General features: G+C 41.8%; 17 protein-coding genes. All 17 read right to left on the reverse strand.

All coding sequences use genetic code 11. From position 1 onward, the window contains the following. Positions 1-93 precede the first annotated feature (93 nt). Entirely contained in the window at positions 94-807 is a 714-nt protein-coding gene (locus VHA02S_RS14070) for a GAD-like domain-containing protein (protein WP_005447020.1), read from the reverse strand. 224 nt (positions 808-1,031) lie between these two features. After that, positions 1,032-1,388, reverse strand: coding sequence for a hypothetical protein (locus VHA02S_RS14075; protein ID WP_005447021.1), 357 nt, complete (start codon positions 1,386-1,388; stop codon positions 1,032-1,034). 1 nt (position 1,389) lies between these two features. Beyond that, positions 1,390-5,628, reverse strand: a complete 4,239-nt coding sequence (locus tag VHA02S_RS14080) for an RHS repeat-associated core domain-containing protein (RefSeq protein WP_038899509.1) — start codon at positions 5,626-5,628, stop codon at positions 1,390-1,392. A 9-nt stretch (positions 5,629-5,637) separates the two neighbouring features. Beyond that, positions 5,638-6,453, reverse strand: coding sequence for an NAD/NADP transhydrogenase beta subunit (locus VHA02S_RS14085; protein ID WP_227740480.1), 816 nt, complete (start codon positions 6,451-6,453; stop codon positions 5,638-5,640). Positions 6,454-6,462: 9 nt separating this feature from the next. After that, positions 6,463-6,753, reverse strand: coding sequence for a PAAR domain-containing protein (locus tag VHA02S_RS14090; protein WP_038899507.1), 291 nt, complete (start codon positions 6,751-6,753; stop codon positions 6,463-6,465). A gap of 11 nt (positions 6,754-6,764) precedes the next feature. Next, positions 6,765-8,600 (reverse strand): type VI secretion system tip protein TssI/VgrG, encoded by a 1,836-nt coding sequence (gene tssI / locus VHA02S_RS14095; RefSeq protein ID WP_038899506.1) that lies wholly within the window; start codon positions 8,598-8,600, stop codon positions 6,765-6,767. 50 nt (positions 8,601-8,650) lie between these two features. Then, positions 8,651-9,130, reverse strand: coding sequence for an Hcp family type VI secretion system effector (locus VHA02S_RS14100; protein WP_005447029.1), 480 nt, complete (start codon positions 9,128-9,130; stop codon positions 8,651-8,653). A gap of 207 nt (positions 9,131-9,337) precedes the next feature. Then, positions 9,338-11,893: a type VI secretion system ATPase TssH gene (gene tssH / locus VHA02S_RS14105; protein ID WP_038899505.1), complete on the reverse strand. Its 2,556-nt coding sequence runs from the start codon at positions 11,891-11,893 to the stop codon at positions 9,338-9,340. Positions 11,894-11,903: 10 nt separating this feature from the next. After that, entirely contained in the window at positions 11,904-12,869 is a 966-nt protein-coding gene (gene tssG, locus VHA02S_RS14110; RefSeq protein WP_005447032.1) for a type VI secretion system baseplate subunit TssG, read from the reverse strand. After that, on the reverse strand, positions 12,866-14,689 hold the full coding sequence (gene tssF / locus VHA02S_RS14115; protein WP_038899504.1) for a type VI secretion system baseplate subunit TssF: 1,824 nt from the start codon (positions 14,687-14,689) through the stop codon (positions 12,866-12,868). Before tssF ends, tssG begins: the two co-directional genes overlap by 4 nt. Continuing rightward, the gene (gene tssE, locus VHA02S_RS14120; RefSeq protein WP_038899503.1) at positions 14,686-15,150 is read right to left on the reverse strand and encodes a type VI secretion system baseplate subunit TssE; all 465 of its coding nucleotides are present in this window, start codon (positions 15,148-15,150) and stop codon (positions 14,686-14,688) included. The genes tssF and tssE overlap by 4 nt, the downstream gene beginning before the upstream one ends. Before the next feature lie 8 nt (positions 15,151-15,158). Further along, the gene (locus tag VHA02S_RS14125; protein ID WP_038899502.1) at positions 15,159-15,956 is read right to left on the reverse strand and encodes a type VI secretion system accessory protein TagJ; all 798 of its coding nucleotides are present in this window, start codon (positions 15,954-15,956) and stop codon (positions 15,159-15,161) included. Positions 15,957-15,965: 9 nt separating this feature from the next. Continuing rightward, on the reverse strand, positions 15,966-17,477 hold the full coding sequence (gene tssC / locus VHA02S_RS14130) for a type VI secretion system contractile sheath large subunit (RefSeq protein WP_038899501.1): 1,512 nt from the start codon (positions 17,475-17,477) through the stop codon (positions 15,966-15,968). Between the two features lie 57 nt (positions 17,478-17,534). Next, positions 17,535-19,028, reverse strand: coding sequence for a type VI secretion system contractile sheath large subunit (tssC, locus tag VHA02S_RS14135; protein WP_005447040.1), 1,494 nt, complete (start codon positions 19,026-19,028; stop codon positions 17,535-17,537). Positions 19,029-19,030: 2 nt separating this feature from the next. Then, complete coding sequence (gene tssB, locus VHA02S_RS14140; RefSeq protein WP_009699036.1) at positions 19,031-19,558, reverse strand: type VI secretion system contractile sheath small subunit; 528 nt, start codon at positions 19,556-19,558, stop codon at positions 19,031-19,033. 15 nt (positions 19,559-19,573) lie between these two features. Beyond that, positions 19,574-20,695: a type VI secretion system protein TssA gene (tssA, locus tag VHA02S_RS14145; protein WP_005447042.1), complete on the reverse strand. Its 1,122-nt coding sequence runs from the start codon at positions 20,693-20,695 to the stop codon at positions 19,574-19,576. Then, entirely contained in the window at positions 20,688-21,482 is a 795-nt protein-coding gene (locus VHA02S_RS14150) for a PP2C family protein-serine/threonine phosphatase (protein WP_017818775.1), read from the reverse strand. The genes tssA and VHA02S_RS14150 overlap by 8 nt, the downstream gene beginning before the upstream one ends. Positions 21,483-21,485: the final 3 nt, after the last annotated feature.

The raw sequence follows: 21,485 nt of genomic DNA on the forward strand, positions 1-21,485 counted from the left end.
AACTGATTGTTTAAAAGATATCTATCTAGATCGATACTGGGTAAACAAAAGAGCCCACAAAGCGTGAGCTTGAGTTTTGCTATGCAGGACGGGTTAATCTCTGTGACTTTTAAGGACATTGCCGACCATTGACGCCATATCGATAATTTCGGCTCCCCCTAAATCCGCCATAACCTGTAAAAATACATGTAGATCTTCTTTGGTCATAGCATCTGCGGACTTCTTGCCCCCCATAAATAGGTAAGGGGTAAACACCATCACTTCTTCTTTACCCACTGGACCATGTTTTTTAATCGCAGACGGAAAGAGAGGTTTTGAACTAACTTCTACGTCTATATATTCTTTATCTTGAAAACCGAAAAAGCTTTGAATTGCAATATTAGCATCGCCTTTAGAAATGTCTTTTGCGTGTCCTTGATTTGTCATTATCCAATTTAAGTGTGTCGCTATATCGAGTGACGCACCTGTTCGCTCTCCCCACAAATAGAGTTGACCATAGGCGCTTCGAGCGATCACATGGTAGTTGTCATAGTGTGCGAACTCTGTATCGTCGAGAAAAGATTCAAGCACATCTTCAAATTCTGCGGGATTGGTGATCCAGAATAGACCATCGTTAAAGCCAGAGAAACCGACCATTTGCCAGTATTTAAGTAGCTGATCTGGAAGTATGCCTCGATATGCTTCAACTTGTTGGTCAGTCGCCTGAATATGTTCGGTCGGCTCGCCAAACTCTTCTATAAACATTTCAAAATATTCGTCATTCAACTTATTTAATTCCACGTAATGGGCAGCGATCCAGCGAAACATTCATTTGGGTATCTGGTCCTAAAGTTTCGAATGCACGTTGCGCTTGCTCATCCGTCTGAGATAAGCGCGATTTTGTGCGCCACTGAGATCCCCGCCGGATATCGTGAGTTCGTAAGTTTTTCATGTGGTTTGTTTTGGACGCAACTTTAAGAATACAAATTATTTCCCCGAAAGAAGTGGTATCCTGATTATCAAAATTTTCGCCCAGACACTGCTCGATTCAATTACACTCCCTTCCTAATTTCTTCTTTAAGCTGAACTAATGAGTTTACGTTAGCTAACTCCAGATGAAATGAGTAATCCATGTCAACCACTTGGAGAGGTATCATGAGCAGAGTTTTCAATTGAAGAACAAAATCTAGACTATTATCATCAATTCCATCGACAGTTATTGTTTCGAGGTCATCACTCAATCGAACAATGTAACTCTCATTATTTACAGCGTACTCTGCCTCAAAAACAGAGCCAATAAAATTTCCTTCTTTGTCATTTCTAACACCTACTATCTTTCTAATTTGTTGAACAACGGTATCTTTATCAAATTGTTCATTTTCACCAATAAATAGTAATAGTTTACTCATATCATCCCCCTCCTGACTCTTTGATTGATGTCCTAACAACCTTAACATGCCCTGGTATTTTATATTTTTCGATTAGTGACTGAAAATAAGGCTTTGCTAGAGGCTCATTAATTCTCACCTCCAATTTGTTAAACGGAACCTCAGAATCCTTTAAAACAGCTTTCAATCGTTCAAATTCATGTGCTTGCTCCTTGCGAATTTTTTCACGCAAAAATGGCGGAATCTTAGAGTCTTCAATAAAAGGACTTCTGCTCTTTTTATCAACAAACTTTGCTTCAAGAATTACAGTTCCTTCATAGCCATCAATGTCTATTGATGTCCCCCCTCCAAAGACTCGATAGTTCCGAGGCCCAGTCTGTTCTATTTCAAACAGATTGGCAGGTCGGTTTGAAGGCGTGACTTTACTATAAAGCCGTGACACATAATCGTCTATATGCGTACTTACATTATCCGCGATATTATTGCCATGACCTTCAATTTTGTCGAGCTCACTGACATACTTAGTCGCCATAGCCCCTTGCCCGACAACAGGAACCATTGCAGAAAGTGACATTCCTGCGTTAACAAAGTCACCAGTTACTCCATACAAAAAAGTATTAACTGCGTCAGGAATAATTCCGACTCCGGGCAGCATACCCGCGGCATCGAGTGCCATATGAACATCGTTAATACTTAAAGCTGAATGATGCGGGGACGAATACGCATGTAGCTTGTAACTAGGTGAAGCTTGAGTAATTGTAGCTTGATAATTCCCCGAGCCCATTGCGTAGTACACCGACTTCTCAGGCGAATTATCGTTGCGCCCCGCTAGAACTGTATGCGACTCCTCTTTTGCACATAAACCCAAAGGATCAACCCACGAGACAGGGTTTGGTGCGAATTGATAGTGGTTAGTTCCACCAAGCAGCCCTAGGGGATCGGGTTGGATAAATCGACCTATTTGAGGATCATAATAGCGTGCTAAATTGTAATGCAGACCAGTCTCAATATCGAAGTACTGCCCCTGTAAGCGAAGGTTGTTTTTAACCGTCTCGATTTCAACGTGAGCAAATCCAAAGGTATCGTATGTTGCTTGCCAAACTACCTGCCCTTTAGAGTCCACCAAACGTTCTGGGGTTCCGATTTGATTACATTGGAAAAAATAACACTTGCCGTTTTCAATAAGAGCAAGCGGAACTACGCTGTTTGGTTGATATAGATACCACCGATAACCCGAACGCGAATACTCGCCGACTAGATGACTTCCTTGCCAAATAAACTCGGTGGTTCCATTTTCGCTGATTTGCTTCGTTCTGCGTCCTAGTGCATCATATTCAAATTGACACAACCGCCCTTCAGTCTCGACACTGATTAACTGTCCTTTTGCATCATAAGCACAATGCTGTTCCCACCCATTGCCTTGAGTGCGGATTCTATTGCCTAGCTCATCGTAGTCGTACCTTACGCCGTTATATTCAACCAGCCGATCATAGTCTAGCTGTGCACTTTCATCATTAAAATTACCAAAACTGTCAAAGGAATATGACTTTTCTAAAGTCTGTGTTTTTACTCTTTCTAATTGCCCAAGTTCATCATAACGGTAATGCAACGCCCCCTTTTCACTATCAACGATAAGAGACAATAAATGCTGCGCGTTGTAATGATACTTACGCTCGAAAGCAGTCCATATTTGGCGCTTCAAGCGACCTATTCCATCGAACTCTCTTAGCTCTTTTCCCGCGCTATAAGTGATTATCGATAAACGTTGTAATTCATCGTATTCAAACTTAATTGAATCTTCTCTCTCAGAGCCGTTTGAATGAATCGTTAATCCACATACCGTGCCAAATTGGTCATGCTCATATAGCACCTCTGTTCCATCGTCATAGCGTTGAGAACGAAGTAAACCGTTATCTTGGTATTGATTGACGAAAGAAAAGCGTCCCTGCTCCTCACTCACCAATTTCGTGCCAGAATACGTATATGAAATATTAGAGAAACGGTTGTGCGCGCGAGTTAATTTACCACCTAGAGTATGTTGGTAATGGTTCTCTACACTTCGATTTTTGCCACTGGCTTTAACTTTTGCAACCTGTCCAAGCTCATCATATTGAAACGAGATCAGAATAGAGCAATGTGATATTTGACTTAACCTTTCAGCTCGGTCATAGGTGTAATTGGTCTTAATTCGATCGAAGTTAATTGTCTGGCTTATATGACCGTCAGGTGTGTACTCAAACTCATATTTGCAGCCATCCGAGCGCTCAATGCTCGTCAGGTTTCTTTCCGAATCATAAGAAAAAGAAAAAGCACTCTGATCTTGTTTCACTATCGCTGTTGGCTGGGCTAGATGCCCCCAAACAATATCTATAGAACCTCGTGGCGTGCAGATCTGTTTAACTCGACCAAAATCATCATATTCGTAACGATGCTCTCGAAATGTTTGATCTTTTTTACTTTGAAAATATAAACGGGTAAGTAAGTTGTTTTCGTGTCGCTCAAAACCAGCAATCAAATCATGGGGATAAGAGATACCATTGATACGTTCATATTCGTCATAGCTATAACGAACCAAACACTGGTTTACTTTCTTTGCTAGCAGCTGGTTTGCCTCACTCCACCACCATTGAGTACGAGTTCCAACATCGCTGTTCTGCTCTACTTGTCGACCGTGTTTATCAAACAACGAATGTTCTTTTAGCCCGTTTTTGTATTGGTGCATGACCAACTGACCTAAAGCATTAAACTCTCTTATCTCAACTTCACCGTCAGGAAAACAATGCTTTATACATTGACCAAATTCATTGTATTCAAAATCTTCGATCGCCCCTGAAGAATGCACTTTTTGCTTCATCAAGCCAAACTCATCGTAGAAGTGGAAAGTGTAGCTTTTATCCGGATTAGTCGTGCACGCTAACCTCCCCATAGAATCGTGCTCATATGCCATAAGTCTGGATTCAGGGCTTATGCATTCAAGCAATTTTCCATTTTCATCATGCTTATATTGCCATCGGTTTCCTAACGAGTCCCAGTAAGTTGACTCGTATAACCCGATATCAAACCGATAGTCATAGACGCCTTCATCCCCCCAATTTCGAACACATTTTGCATCTTTTCCTTCACCCAACCATTCAAAATAATGAGAAAAGCCAGTCGCTCGCGTTCGCTTAACCAGTAGGTTCGAGTCGTTGTATTGATACTTTTCTATGAGACCGTTTTCGTTCTTGGCACAGATTAAGCGACTACCTGCATCGTAATCATATTTTGCTAACACGTGGTTTGTTTTGGGGGTTCTGATTTCTACAAGCAATCCATGTTCGTCGTACTGAAGTTCAAGTTTTGGTTTCTGGTTGACACTGACTCCAACCACTCTGTGATTGCGAGAGTATTCAAGGTTCACGGTTTTCATGTGACCCAGACGAACTTCACGTGCGACCCACAACTCGTCTTTCAAATAAAACTTAATTTGAACTTCGTTTCTCAATGACACGAGTCGATAACCATTTTTGTGGAACAGGCAGCTTGCACCAGAATAAGCTTGATAACTAATTCCGCCGATCTCCACACTAGGAAATTGAATCGTGTCTCCTACTTCATCCATAAAAAGCCAACCTACCACGTTAGACTTTTCATCTAATACATCCATTAGCTCGTATTGAAATATATGCCTCCAGCCAAAGCCTAAAGATGTACTCGTATCACAGAGAGAAGAGCGATACGTACGTAACCACGTCAAATGAAAAGGTAATCTAACATCCACTAAAGATAAGTGTTCTTCACCTGTCACCATCGACACGGGATCGCCAGCTTTAACATGACGTTTACTGCTTTCATCTTGAGGAGAGAGACTTACAGAACTGCTCGCATTAACACGTTCAGAACGCGACAATACCCTCGCACCTTTTGACGCCTTTAGAGCGACAGGTTGTGGAATATTCGTTGGTGGATAGAATGTTTTAGGGAGTAACTTAGGCAGTTCTGATACAAACAAAACACGATCATATAACCCTTTAGCGAGTAGCTGGTCGAGCTCTTCTATGCCTTTATCTTCATACTCATGAGCAAATGACACTTCTTTACTCGTCCAAGAGGCGATTTCTCTTAGGTCATCCAATGATGCAAAATGAAATTGCTCAATAAAAACCGCTGCACAGTTTTCGGTGCCAAATTCTTTTTCAATACCAACATTTAAACGTTGATGAGAAAAGCAAAATACGGCACCACTTAACGCTTTAAGTTTGACAATCCGTTGTAAGTTCATCTCTTCAAGTTACTCATTAACCCAGCGATACAAAACGCCTACGGCATATCCATACCGTTCAACGTCAATTTGCAATCCGCAATAATTTGATATGTTTCTATTTGCTTGCTGCTGGTAAACACAGAGCGCTTTTAATAAACCATTACAAGGACCTAAGGGACCCGTGATCGAATCTATTAGCTGATAGGAAGTATCCGCTGTTATCCAAGGAGATAAGAACTGAATAGACTCCAGCCATACTGGCTCTTCTCCTTCTATAGACAGAGCGAGTTCGTCTAGAAGATGAGTACAAACAAGCCCCAATTGTTTGGTGATATTTGATGTCGCCGTATCAGTCCCTTCAAAGTCCAAATCAACAGCAACCTTGTAAGGACGTAATCCTCTATGCCCCATGGAACAACGCGCCATAACTAACGAATCAAGACCATATCCAGAATCGATTGCGTTTATAGCGACGACCCACACTGAGTTATTTTTTTTGACCAAGCGTTCAATACTGTTAAGAGCCATCAAAAAAGAGGCATTACCATATGGATAAAGGGCAATTTTATCCGCCTCGACTTTGCTAAATATCGACAAAAACGAAGCGATAACTCTTCGCAGAATGTTCTTATCGGTGATATTTGGCAGCAACAAGAAAACATGACCTGAAATATCCCGCTTGCTCAGATAGTTAGAATAAGAATCAAGCGTATCAATAATAGAGAGAGAGTCGACCTCTTCAAAGTTCGATACAGAGAATTCTGACGGCTTTAACGTATGATTAGTGAGCTGCGATATTGAAAATTCTTGGTCTCCCAACAAACACAAGCTTGGCTGAAACATAAGCCCCATCTATCCACCAATGACTACCGTTGGGTTGCCGACTAAAATTTTACCGCCGTGAGATGTCGAATCCCCTAGCCGTGCTGCCGGTTTCCCGTTGATTTTCACGCTAGAAGAACCCGAAGAGATGCTATCCGGTGGACCAACACAAATTAGCTTATCGCCTTTTCGTGCAGCAGGGAGGCCTGTGATTTTTACGTTTGCAGACCCCATTATGACAGGTCCTCCGACGTGAGGAATTTTCCCTGTCTTTTTGGGACATATGTGAAAGCTACCTATTATTGCTGCTGGTTTTCCCATTTCTTCGCGCCTTAATTAAGAGAAATTTGCCCGGCTTTTAGTGCGATGGCAGAGCCATTAATCGAGATCTTATTGCCCTTAATATTGATCTCGCCAGAACTCGACATTTGAATCGACGCCCCACCAACCTTAATTTCAATACTTTTTCCTGCATTAATTGATAATGCCTTACCAACATCTAAAGATTGATTCTCACCTACTTTAAGGTCGGCACTTTTACCCACTTCTTGGCGCAATTCATTGGTGACTTTTTCTTTTTTATTGTTCTCTATAGAAATATCTGCACAGTCTTCGACTACCATTTGAAACAGCTTTTCTGCGTGTAAGTAGACATGCTCATCTCCAGGCTTGTCTTCAAACCGAAGCTCGTTGTAGTTATTTCCCTCTTTTTGTACAGAGCGAGATTTGTAACCACTTTGAGAAGCTTGGTCCGGTAATTTGTATGGTGTCTCTTGAGTTCCATTGTAAAGAGAGCCGGTAACTATAGGCTGATCCGGGTCGCCATTAACAAAATCGACAATGACCTCTTGACCAACTCTTGGGTGGAAAATACTACCCCAGCCATTACCCGCGCTAGCGTGCGCAACGCGAATCCAGCATGAACTGTTAGCATCATATTTACCTTGTCTATCCCAATGAAACTGAACTTTAATTCGTCCATGCTTATCAAGGTAAATCTCACCATCCTCATTTCCAGTAACAATCGCGGTTTGAAGACCTCTAACTTGAGGTCTTCGAATATGAGTTTTTGGACGAAGCATGGTTTTTGAACCGACGCAGTGGAAAGACATTTTAAAACCTTGAGCTGACGTCCCACCTTGCCCAGTTTGATTGAGCACTGACGCAGACATGGAAACCGAAGAAAGGACAAACTCTTTACCTACACGGCTTACATCTTCATGTTTTTTAAATTTAAATAATTTACCAACAGTAAAGGTTCTGCAACTTGCTTCACCACTACATTGATAAGCATCTTGTTGTAGCGACTCAATTGCATGCTTGTTGCGTAAGGAAAAATCATCTTTAGTCTCAGTTTCCGCGAGATACTCATAGTGCTCACTAACTGGTACCGAAAAATATTCACTCTTTCCATTCGCTTGGTGCATCGGATGAGACAAAGGCTTAAGCATATCAAAGCCTGCTTTACATGTTTTTTTAGTCGTCAGTGTTTGGGTCTCATTCCATGAACTAATGTGGCTTACTTCACTCGTACCTGTTGAATGATTAACAAAGAACTCTTCCCCTGACTCGTAGTAATCAGCGTCATCAAAAAATTCAATAACATGGGAAGATTCTGTATGCGAAAAGCAATAAGCAACTCCCTCTTCAGACAGTAACCGCTCTATAAATGCCAGATCAGTTTCGTCATATTGAACTTTATACGCATACTTGGGGTAACTTCTTAGAGTTTTAAAACTGAACTCCACATCATGTTCTGATAGAATCAATGAAATTATTTCTTCTATGCTTTTATTTTGAAAAATACGGCAGTTAGTGCGGTAATCAGAAAATCGAATTTTAGGCTCGATATACAAATCTATGTTTTTGTAATTCTCACCATGCTCAACTGTAGTAACCCTTGAACCAGTTAATCTGGCTCTAGATACAACCCCATGAAAATAACGAGGTTTAGCGCTAACAGATGGATGATTATCCATCGTGATCAAGACCTCTTTTCCAATGATGTTATTCAATTCCTCATGTTGATCGTTAAAATAAGCATGAGCATACAATGAAAAAAGTTGGGATACAGTCTCTTTATATTCAAAGGAATTAAGAATTAACGTATCACTCCCAAATGGTGAAGAAATTCGTATAAAGTTATTTTTCTGAGATGCTTTTTTCATTAGATACTTCTTTATAAAATAGCGGGAAGAAAGCTCTTCCCGCAATACAATTACATTTGCTGACCTTTAACACCGCTGTAGCCATATACTAATGGCGCAGATGTGTTGTTCTTATCGTCAGTAGGTGTAACTGTCATCATCATTTCAGTGTAAGAAATAGTGATTGTTTCAATTGGACGATCGTCCTGGATTGACACAGAGTAGTTTGAAATCATTGCATCGGTAAGTTCGATTTTCATGATCTCTTCTACCTTTTCACCTTGCTTGGTGATGTGGAATACCGCTGGTTTACCTTTACCAATGGTAGCTTCTTTAAATAGGTCCGGTGATGAACGGTCTTGAAGCTTAGTGATCGTCAAATCGTATAGACGTGTTGCACTTGCTTCGCGGTCCATCGCTGTACCAGTGTACGATGAAATTTCACGACCAACACTCCAATCTACAGATAGTAGAGTAATTAGATCCTTGTACTGTTCGGCTGTTGCCTCACCTTTAATATCTGCATATTTAAGATACGTGTTAGACTGCATGCTAATCTCCTATAGCATTATTAATGACATATTACATAGTAATTTTATATTTTAATCATCAATTAAAACTAATGATTAATGTATCAAAAACCAATTTTTAAATACGATATTTTATATCTTGTATTTAGATTTAATATAAGCGTTATTTTAAATGTAAAATGCTTATTACGAAGCAACTCTCATATTAATTTCATTTTGAAATAATTGTTATAAAAGTGAGACAGTTAAAGAATTAACTTCACCCTCGACCTTAATCTCTTTAAAATTCTTACCTTTAAGAATCGCCGTAAGGATTTCATGCGATATTTTAGGCAACAGTGTATTTTCAATGGTTGTTTGTATGACCCTTGCTCCACTTCCTGATTCATTACTACTAGCAACAATATTATTTATTAGTTGATCACTCACTATCAGCTCTGAGGAATAGTTTTTTCTAATTCTATCTGAGATTTTTTTTACTTTTAGGTGAGTAATATTTTTTAATACTGTTTCGTCTAGTGGTAAGTAAGGTAGGACATTTACACGTCCCAAGAAAGCAGGTTTAAAGTCCGCAATTAAATCATCTCTCAACGCATTTTTTAGGGCGCCAACATCTGGAGCTAAGTCAGGGTCTTCAAACAATGACATTGTTGTATCTGTACCAGTATTTGCCGTCATAATGATAATGGTATTTTTGAAGTCAATGTCTCTACCTTCACCATCTTTGATCATTCCCTTATCAAACACTTGATAAAAGATATCTTGGACACCTGGGTGCGCTTTTTCCATTTCATCTAAAAGAATGACGCTGTATGGCTTCCTTCTCACCGCCTCCGTCAACACACCACCTTCACCATAACCGACATAGCCAGGAGGAGAGCCTAATAGTAATGAGACTTTATGTTCCTCTTTAAACTCTGACATGTTGATCGTGGTAACGTTTTCTTCACTACCATACACCTTTTCCGCTATTGCTAATGCGGATTCAGTTTTACCGACTCCGCTTGGTCCAATAAGCAGAAACACCCCGTTTGGCTTCGATTCATCTGTAAGTTGGGCTCTTGCCGTTTTAATCACTTCCGACATGGTTTCAAGAGCATGATTTTGCCCTACAACTCGTTTAATTAAACTCTCTTTTAAGTTCAATACTGCCTTAATCTCGTCATCTTGCAGCTTACCTAGCGGAATACCAGTCCAATCAGAGATTACTTCGGCGATCAATGCATCCCCTACATGAGAGAACACCAAAGGCTGAGCATTCGTACCGAGTTGTTCTTCAATCTCGATCAATTTTTGTTTGTCAGAATCTGACGGAGATAGGAGGATTTTATTACGTAAGGCTTTTGCATCTTCAACCCAAAGTTGTTCTTGTTGCCATTGCGCCTCAAGAGTAAGTACTGAGTGAGAGAGCTGGTCAATCTCGATTCGAATATTCTCTATCACATCACTATGGTCGCGACCAAATTGAGACTCTTTAATCAGTTGTTCTAATTCTGCTTGTTTTAGCTGCATTGCCTTTTTCTTGTTATCCAATACACCGGGTATTGAAGATTGACTTAAGGCTACGCGTGAACACGCTGTATCTAATACTGACACCGCTTTGTCAGGAAGTTGTCGACCATTGATGTATCGAGAAGACAGTTGAACAGCGGCTTCTAATGCTTGGCTGGTAATATATACGCCATGATGGTTCGACATCACATTCAATAAACCGCGAAGCATATCCACTGCAACTTCCGGAGTGGGTTCATCTACTTTGACCACTTGGAAACGCCTAGTCAGCGCTGCATCTTTTTCAAAGTACTTTTTGTACTCAGCCCAAGTTGTTGCAGCAATAGTTCTTAACTCACCTCTTGCGAGTGCTGGCTTTAAAATATTAGCAGCGTCACCTTGCCCCGCCTGACCACCTCCGCCAATCAGACCATGAGCTTCATCGATAAAAAGAATAATCGGTGTATCAGATTGATTAACTTCTTTTATGACGTGTTTTAGGCGGTTTTCAAACTCACCTTTCATTCCTGCTCCGGCTTGTAGTAAAGCCATATCTAACGACTTAATAGCAACACCTTGCAATGCTGGAGGGACGTCACCTTCGACAATTTTTAGGGCTAACCCTTCTACTACAGCCGTTTTACCAACTCCCGCCTCCCCTGTGAGAATTGGGTTGTTTTGGCGTCTTCGCAGCAATATATCTACCATGAGTCGAATTTCGTTATCACGCCCAACAACTGGGTCAAGCTTTCCTGCTTTAGCTTGTGCTGTAAGATCAACAGTAAATTGATCCAAGGCAGTGCTAGTTTGTTTTGCTGCAGAAGTTGCTACCTGCTGCGATTCATTGAATGCAGGCAATGTCGTCACTTCAATTTTATTTAATTCAGGACAAGGTTGATTTATCGCATTCGCTAAGGAATCATCCGATAGATAAGCACTTAATAGATGGATACAGTTGAGTTCATGTGCGTCAAACTCTATTGTTGCTATCATCACTGCATTTTGCATCACAGTAACAGTGTGGGTTGCAAGTCCCGGCACCGATTCACAACCCGTTTTGTATTTTTCCAATTGCGACAATAACTGTGTTTCAACCAGTTTCGGGTTTACATTAAACTTCTTAAATACTTCAACATAAATCTCTGCGGGATGCTGGAGTATGGATAACAACCAGTGGGTCATCTCTATACTATGATGAGTACGAGAACTCGCCATTGCAGCCGCTTGTTCAAGCGTTTCTTTAGCGACAGGAGACAACCTTTCGACCAACGCTGAAAGTGATAGTAAAGCCATTGTGATTCCTTTAAATGGTGATAGTTATTTCGCGATCTTCAGTTCGCTTATGTTTAGATAAAACCGTACCAATCCCTAGTTGACCATGTCGTTTAGTAATGCACACCTTGGGCAAATACTTATGACGTGTAGTGAGCTTCCACTTAATGGACTTATGTTTGCCTACATACTCATGGACCAAAGACTTAACTGTGTTTATGTATGGGTTATTGGGCAGTAACTGACTGACTTGCTCTGTACTCGTTGGTATTAGTTCGATCATCACTGCTGCATTTATGTTCCACGCCTTTGCGCCTATAGATGCGCCTCTACCGACTTGAGCAAATTGTCCTTCCGGCGTCGACTTTCCACCTAATCTCGTCTGTTCTTCCTTTGATAAACGTAACCATTGCCCTTGAAGCTCGTGTAACCTAACGTCACACCCTGTTAGGTCTTCAATAATGGTTTTTAGTGCGCCTTTACTTCTGTTTCTCGATGCAAATAAGCCGGCGTAGTGATTAATTAGGTGGTCAGAGTGACCTGAAACAGCTTCTAGACTGTTTATGAGAGGGGAACGAGCCCCTTTAGAATGTTCATGTGCCTGAACTGATATCTGACTCAACTGCCAACTACGGTAATACAACGAAAGTAAACGGTGATTGAAAATATCGTAGAAATCCACCATCGCTCCGTCGCCTTCTTTTTGACGACTAATCGCAAGTTCACTGTAATGATGGGGTAACACGCCCTGTTCCCCTGTCAAACCAATTAAGTTTGTTTCTAGTATCAGCCTATCGTTGCCAGAGCGATGAACATTGGAAAGTTGTGCGTTTTCATAACCCAGCGTTGAGTTTACTTTTAGATCTACCTTTTCATTTTTAGGTAATGAATCGCTCCCTAATTGAGCCCCAGCTTTAAGTAATCCCAATTCAATGAGGTGAATCGCTTCAAACAATGGTCGCTTTTTCAATTGTTGAAAAAAATCCACCTCATTCATAACAATACCTTTTCACCAAGCATTGCAGGCCATCGATGAAATACTTTGTCCGTAGATTTCGTCTTTACCTCTAACTGTGTAAAAATATTTACCTCAGCAAATTGCGCAAAATACACTGAAAGTACGCATCCTAAGAAAAAGGTTTGCTCTTTAGATAGCATTTGATCAGAAACGGTAAGCACCAGCTTTACTCCATGAGCAAAACCAACTCTTCCCTGTTCATTAACCCTTCCTGTGGTTTGTTGATATTCTAATTTTACTAAGGCGTCGATAAGTGCTTTGGTCTCAGCTGTACCCGCAAATGCATAGAGTTTAAGTCGTTGTTTTAACGTTGCTAGACCTGTCTCATCAGTGAAGTGGGAAAGCGTTAATAATTTGGTTAGTTGCCAGCGGCTGCCTTCATCCATATCAGGTCTGATTGTTTCAGTCATTGAGACCAAACATTTTACTTGCTGAAAATTGTCACTTACTTTTGGTAGCAATACGTGTGGCAACCCGCCACCAAAAGGCAATTTTTGGGGCATGTTTCTATTACAACACTCTGCCTTAACTGAAAGTAACCAACTGTCATGGCTATCGAATTCAAACTGTTGATGTTTTTTATTAACAAAAGAAATATAGATATCCCTACCTGGTTCATCAAATCCCCCCGCCCAGTTCTTATCTTCTCGCCTCATTACCCAAAACAAATCACTTTTGTTCATATAATGGTTATGCTCGCCAGCGAAGTAACTGGGTAAGTTCTTATAAGACTTGTTCCAGTTATTCAAAGTAACATCCGTGATCGCAACTACTTCACTGCAATCAGCACTTTGATGCCCAGGAGACATCTGATACTCATACTCTGAAGCTTCTAATCGTGTTGGCTCCATCGTGCTTTCGTACAAGTTAATGATTGGAACACACCCTAAAAGCACACTTTCTTCATCTACTTGTTTTGGTAACCAGTCATCGTCGATATCAAAGTAAAAACTAATATCGAGCTCGCCTTCTATCTCTAATCTTTCAAGTGCGAGATCCTGCAGCTCAAAAAACATAAACTTTTCAGGAAAATGTAAATACTCCACTAACATCCTTGCGGATGAAAAGCTGCGCTTACTATAAGGAACGACTTTGTGAGAATCATGAAATCCCACTGCGTGCAAGTGGCGTGGTGTCAATGACGCAATTTCTTTGCCGTTTGCTGAAAGCGATATGCCTATCAGACTTTTGAACAGAAGTTGATATAGCCTTTGTGTGAGTTGAGTTTGACCATTCAGGTAAAAGCGCAGCGTCTCAACCCCCATTCCAGCAAATGTCGCCCCACTCTCATTTGAATTTAACCTCAACTTAAGCATCGAGTGCGCACTTGTTTCCCAACGAGAACCTATCGATGCCAAAGGGGCATTATCAAAGCTTCCTTGTGAAACGTCACAAGGGTAAATCTGTGTGTCATAACATGTTTTAAATTCGCACTCATCAAAACCGGGAGCACTGATCTTTACTTTTTCTCCAGCAGGTATATCAAAGGGTGATGACGTTGACCCATTACACTTCATTCTGATGATCGACATCGAGGGTATTGGAGCATGAAAGTCTGGGTGTAGTTGCCCCATTAAAGACTCAGTAAACTGCGGATAACTGTTATCCAAACTCTGGCGAATTCGCGCCGTCATGAACGCGCAACCTTCTAACAGCCTCTCTACATGAGGGTCATCTACTTGTTCTTCGTTAATACCCAAACGCGCAGCAATCTTTGGGTATTGCTCGCCAAACTCCTGCCCTTTGTGGCGCAAATATGCCAACTCGCGGTTATAGTACTTCAAGAACTCTTCGCTCATTTTGCTCTACTCAATTTCATGCCTAAATTTACGGGTTCAACTTCGGTATTAAACGTCACGTCGCGCTCACTATTTCCTATAAGGCACGTTGCATTTATCTGTAACCTTAAAGTGCGATCTACCGCACTCTTTTCCTGCAGTATATTGACAACCGGCGACGATAAACGCGGTTCAAATTCACGAATGGCAGCTCTTACAATGCCGCAGAGCTGCCCTTGTCCTTGCTGGCTACTGAATGGCATTGAAGAGAAATCAGGCAGACCATAATTTAAGATTGATTTATTCGCTTCTTTTAACTCAAACGGGACTTCTCTCCACCCAATCCGACTGTTCAACATCGACTCTAAATCTCTCAATAAATTGTCTATCAGCGACTGTTGAGTGAGTGGAAAGTCTTTATCTTCTCGGGATTGAGGATCGTTATCGATTAGCTTATCAAGTAAGGATGCCGCCAGTGCCATCTAAACCTCTATGCAAGCTCTGTGATTTCTGACAGTTGGTTTAGCTCAAAAATAGGTACTGCTTTGTCCCCAACCAACCAACACTTTTGTCCTGAACCTACGAACAACTCGCTAGCGCCAAGTTGTATCCAATCCGTTTCTTTGGCAAGCTTTTGGGCGTCTGTAGATGAGTCTATGTATGTGAGTGGCATGTGCCCCTCTCCTTCACCTAAACCCTCAATATCAAACTCCACAGGTCGCCAAACATTTTCAAGTAATGAGCTTGGATCCTTCACTTCTAAATATTTAATATTTTTAATTGGGACAAGAAAGTAGTTTCCCGCAGTAGAAAACAGCTCGACATAACCAGACAAACGGTCGTCGATATCCCTTACCTCATCGGTCATACTTCCATTTTGAGAAAAGCGTTTAGTGGTTCTTCCTTTTTCAAGCTGCTGCGCCAACTCATAACCACTTTCATAGTCTTTATTTTTGATGGCAAGATTCAACTCGATGATCAACTCGTTAACCTTTGAATCACCTTCAACAAACTGCGCAGTTGCTGCCCCCTCACTAAAGTCTTTACGGGCTTGCGCCGCTTTTACAAGATGACGCAATTGACTCGCACCTGCCAAATATTCCGGAAATAGCTTGATCGATTGAATCAGTTGATCGTCCGCTCGCTCCAAATCACCGTTAATACAAAGCAGCTCAATGAACGAACTTCGCAAGCTTGCATCTTTCGGGGCAGACTTTATCTCTTCAATTAATAGAGTAATAGCTTGCTGCAATTGACCTTCAGATAAGGCTTTTTTCCATGTTGTCATCGTGTTCCCTTATACCACCTGCTCCGGTGATAACTCCGTAATTAATTTGACCGCCGAAACCATTTGATCGAGTTGAAAATGAGGTCTTAAATGCACTACTGAAAAGTAATGCCCTGGCGAATCGCGTTTTTCTTTAACTGTTATTTTTGCTTCGTTGAGTGGATACTTTGCTCTGAGTTCATCAGAAGCTTCATCAGAAGCAGTTGTATATTGGTGAAGCCATTGCTGAAAATCCCGCTGGATTGAATCAGAATCTTGATACCCACCAACCTTGTCTCTTCCCATTACCTTTATGTAATGTGCGATTCGAGATACACATAATGTATATTGCAGCATCGAAGTCAGCTTGGCGTTCATCGTTATGTTCTGGTCTTCAAATAACTTTGGCTTATGGATAGACACACTGGATATCATGCCGACTAAATCGGTTTCTGCGACAGGTGACATCGTAATGAAACCGCAATCGGATATCTCTTTCTCTTTACGCTCTGATACCTTCAGATTTAAAGGGCTCCTATCTCGTGTGTTTTTACTCATAAGCTGAACAGAACTTCTTGTTGGAGCTAGAATGGCTCCTTGGGTGTAATCCCCTTGCTTCACACCTCTCATGTGAGTAAACCAACCATGTTCTTGATAGGTTCGAATTGCGATGGCGGCGAAACAAAAAGCGGCGCTACCCCACAACAACTCTTGTTCTGATTCAACAATCGTCTCCTCGAACTTAAACGCCTCTATCCGAGAACCATCTTTGATATAAGGCTGCCTAAAAAGAACATTAGGCGCTGCAATACCTATAAACTTTGTATCTTCTGATTCTCTCAAGCGTTGCCACTTCCCATACTCAACTTGATCAAATTGAGAAGTAATGTCTGTGGTAGATGACAACTCCGAAAAACGATCAACCCCAAATACACTTGGTTGCGCAGACATGACAAAAGGACTAAACGCAGCTGCTGCTGTCTGGGCAATCTTACCCAATACCGACAAATCCCGATCAAAGTAGTTTTGGTTAGGGTCATGTCGAAGCTCATAATCACCAACTATCAGTCCAAATGGCTCACCTCCAGCCATGCCGTATTCATTTTGGTAAAGCAGTTTAAACAAAGCTGACTGGTCGAATTCGATTGCTTTTAAAGCATCTTTACTGACTTCTTCCCATGTCGACGATAAAAGCTTTATTTTTACCAATTCACCAGATTGACCGTCTGTTTGTTCACACAGATACTTAACCCCCACCCAAGATCGCTCCAACTGCTGATATCTCGGGTGATGAATGATTTCATTTAGTTGTTTCTGTAACAATTGATCTATTTGATTGATGGTCATAATCAAACTGCGACGAAATTCAGCAACACTTCTGCTTTTGGTACCTTCCAACCAAATTTTTGCCGAGTGTATTGAATCTTCTGTTTCGACAAACCGAGTAATCCAGTAACTATTAAGTTCCGCACACCCAAGCGGACTAAACTCATGCTTTAGCTCGCTTGGGTCTAAGAAATTCAACGCTGTATCGTTAGTCATTTTTACACACCACAGGAGGGAAAGTGTGGTTGACCCATAAAGCCAACCACAATTCACTTAACCACCCGATTGAGGGATTTTTGCAACTAAGCGTAATGAAGTCGTAAGCTCTTCCATCTGTAACCAAGGCTTCAACCATGCTACTGCATTGTAAGAGCCTGGCGCGCCTGGAATCTCCTTAACCTGCACGCGAGCATCAGCCAATGGGTATTTCGCGCGGATTTCCTGACCGCCTCCTTCAGATGCGTTCACATAACTTAAGATCCAACGGTTCAACCATGATTCAACATCTTCTGCTTCCATGAAGCTACCGATCTTATCGCGAGCCATCACTTTCAAATAATGGGCAAAACGCGATGTCGCCATCATGTAAGGTAAGCGTGCGGAAATTGCAGCATTCGCTGTCGCATCCGGAGAGTCATGATTTGCTGGTTTCTGACAGGTTTGCGCACCAAAAAACACGGCATAGTTTGTGTTTTTGTAATGACATAATGGTAAGAAACCAAGTTTACCTAACTCCGCTTCTCTGCGGTCAGTAATACCGATTTCTGTTGGGCATTTCATATCAGGATCGCCATCATCACTCATGAAGAAGTGCGTTGGTAGATTGTCTACACGACCACCACCTTCTGCACCTCGAATCGCTGTACAGAAGCCATACTTTGAAAAAGCATCTGTGAGCTTCGCACCTAGTACATACGAAGAGTTCATCCAACAGTAGTCGTTGTGTTCTGCATTAGTCGCAATGCCGGAAACAGCGTCAACATCAAACTCCTCAAACCCAAACTCTTCAACTGGAGAAGTCGCTTGACCATAAGGCAAACGTGCTAGCACTTTCGGCATGGTTAGGCTTACAAAACGCGAGTCAGCACTTTCGCGGAAGGAACGCCATTGTGCGTATTCCAATGACTCGAATACCTTATCCAAATCGCGAGGTTTAGATAATTCCGTCCATTCATCAAAGCCAAACAAAGCCGGTGAAGCCGCCGAAAGAAACGGCGAGAAACCAGAAGCAGCAACGTTAGACATCAGGCGCAATGATTCGATATCTTCCGGATGGTTTGTAAACTCATAGTCACCGATAAGCGCACCATAAGGCTCACCACCAGCACTACCGAATTCAGACTCATACACCTTCTTAAAGATTTGGCTCTGATCAAACTCAACCGCTTTGCTTAAATCCTTATGAAGCTCTTTTTTCGTCATGCTGATCATGCGAATTTTCAATGCTGAACTTGTTTCCGAGTTCATCACTAAGTAATTTAAGCCTCTCCAAGAGCCCTCAAGCTTTTGTAGTTCTGGGTGATGCATGACTTCAGACAATTGTTCCGAAATCTGTTGGTCAAGAAGCGTGATTGCTTCACGGAACGTCACCGTTAGGTTCTTATTCCAGGAAACGGTACCTTTCATTGCTTCTTCTGTTAATGTCTTGATCAACTCTTCGGCACGAGAAGCTTCTGTTTGCTTTGTTGCACCAATCGCCTGCTCTAGGAATGATGACGTTTGTTGCTCTACCGTTGGATCAAGTTGTTTGTCAATTTGAGTCGTCATTACTATGCTCCCTCTGGATTATCTACAGAGCTTGACTCGCCCAGGTTTAACTCTCCAGCCAACTTTGTCAGGTTTTCCGTGTTGTTTAATACATCCTCTAGAATATTTTCTAACTCTTCTGAGCGGTCGACCTTCGTCATCAAGTCACGAAGTTTATTTCGGGTTTCCATCAGTTGGCGTAAAGGATCAACTTGATTAACAATCGCTGCGGGCTCGAAGTCCTGCATAGATTTAAAGCTTAAATCCACTTCAAATTGCGAGTCATCTTTCGCCAATTTGTTTGCGACTTTAAACTTCACTGATGGACTCATTTTTTTCAAAACATCATCAAAGTTGTCTCGATCAATCTGAATGAAACGTCGGTCTTTCAAAGGCTTCAACGCTTCGGTATTTTGTCCAGCGAAGTCGCCCATTACACCAACCACAAAAGGAAGCTCTTTTTTAAGCGTTGTTCCTTCGGTTTCAACATCATAGGTAATGTGAACACGAGGCTTCCTTACTCGTGACAGTTTCGAGTGAATACTCGTCATACCGTTCTCCCTTCCTTAATTTTCATTTTGTTCTGCTATGCCAACTAAACGGAAATAGCTTCTCTTTGCATCTCCGTCGGAGATCAATTCCGCCAGTAATTCCGGCAGAGGCATTCCACACCAACGAATAATCTGTTCGATGGAGTAAGAAACTGGTGAATGAGGCTCACTTTCTCTAAAGAAGTCTGCCACCTTTTGTAACTGTTCAATCGCTTGTTCGCGTGATTGCATATTTGTTATTAGCAATTCGCTGTTGTTAGCTGACTGGCTTGTGACCGTAGTCGGCTCGTTAGATTCCATATCAGCCTCTTCAATCACCTCTTTCGGTGCCTGAAAGCGGTCACCAAGCAAATGCTTTAATGCCGAGTGTATTGAATCAAGCTTTTTTGAGATGTAAGAACTTGGGGTAACGTCTCCAACAGCATCATCAAGCTTTTGACTAAATTGGTTAAATGCCCTTATGCCGAACTCAAGATCAGTGATCAAAGTCCTGTAAAACTCATCAGAGGTGGATTTAACGGTATCGCTGATTTTCGACAGTTCCACAGCACCTTGCTCGACTTTGTAACGTCGTTTATCTTCATCAAGTCGCTCTAATTCGATGGCTTGTTGGTATTCCCAAAATGCGTAAGCTTGCTCTACCCCCATATCCGTAAGCGGAATCGAAGCCAGTGGAAAAATTAAGGTACCTTCACTTTCGATACCGTTTAATCCAATGATTGCAGAAATACGAGTCTCGATTCCGTCTTCATCAGGCATGGGATGCAGCTGTTCCCAGAAATGATCAATAAAGTGTGATGCTATCTCGTATCCGATCCCCATTCCGCGAAAGCCATAAATACGTGTCAGCGCCTCAATCAGCCAAGCGACAAGCTCCAAATCCTTTGACTGAGAAGTCAGAACTTCTGGAACTTCATCAATGAAAACACGCCAAAGGTTGGTGTGGCTGAGTATGCTTTCTTCTTCAATAATGGCGTTACGCTCTGTATTGCGCGCAGCCATCCTGTGGTCTTTTAATCTGTAATAAGCAGATTGAGGAGATACGTCCTCACGAGGGTCCACGCCCGTTGGTTGATCAGCAGAGACAGGTTGTAGTACTGGTTCTAACCACTCGAACGCTTTGATTAGGTCATCCACGCACTTTACTCCTCAAGAAAACAGGAATGGTCGCGTCATCTTGCTGATTTTCAGCTATTTCATTTTGATCACAGCATACTTTGACCAACGCGCATGTGACGTTGTCACTAGCACCTCGAACTAACGCAGAGTGCATCAAGGCTAACCCTGCTTGATTGACTGAATCAGCATAGAGCGTGTTGTGTATCTCGTCATTGGTCAGTTCTTTAGAGAGCCCGTCGCTACACAACAGAAATTGATCACCGTTCGAGAGCTGACCGGATATTTGGTCTATCGTTACTATTTCATCGACACCTATCGCACGAGTTATGACGTTAGCTAATGGGTGTGATTCTGCATCCTCAATCGCTAATAACCCTTGTTCGACCAGATCCATAACTTGGCTGTGATCTCTTGTTTTTTGCGTGAAGCTCCCTTCTCTCAGTTGGTATATACGGCTATCCCCAACCCACAAACAATGAAAATACCCGTCCTGCATAAATAACAGTACAAGTGTTGTCCCCATCGTTTTACCTTCTAAATGCTCTTTTGCGTAATCAAAGATCTCTTTGTTTGCTTGCTGAATAACACCTCTCAACTCATCAATGTGGGTTGTCTTATTGTCTTTTGCATAGCGGGCAATCTTATCGACCAACATCTGACTGGCGATGTCTCCTGCACAATGACCACCCATACCATCTGCTACGACCCACAAACCAAGTTCGGACATATCAAGTAATGCATCTTCGTTATATGGACGGACCTTTCCTGGATGAGTCCTCGAAAAAGTAAAGTAATTCCAATTCATTCG

It is taken from the genome of Vibrio harveyi NBRC 15634 = ATCC 14126 = KCTC 12724, assembly GCF_001591145.1.
Lineage (GTDB): Bacteria > Pseudomonadota > Gammaproteobacteria > Enterobacterales > Vibrionaceae > Vibrio > Vibrio harveyi.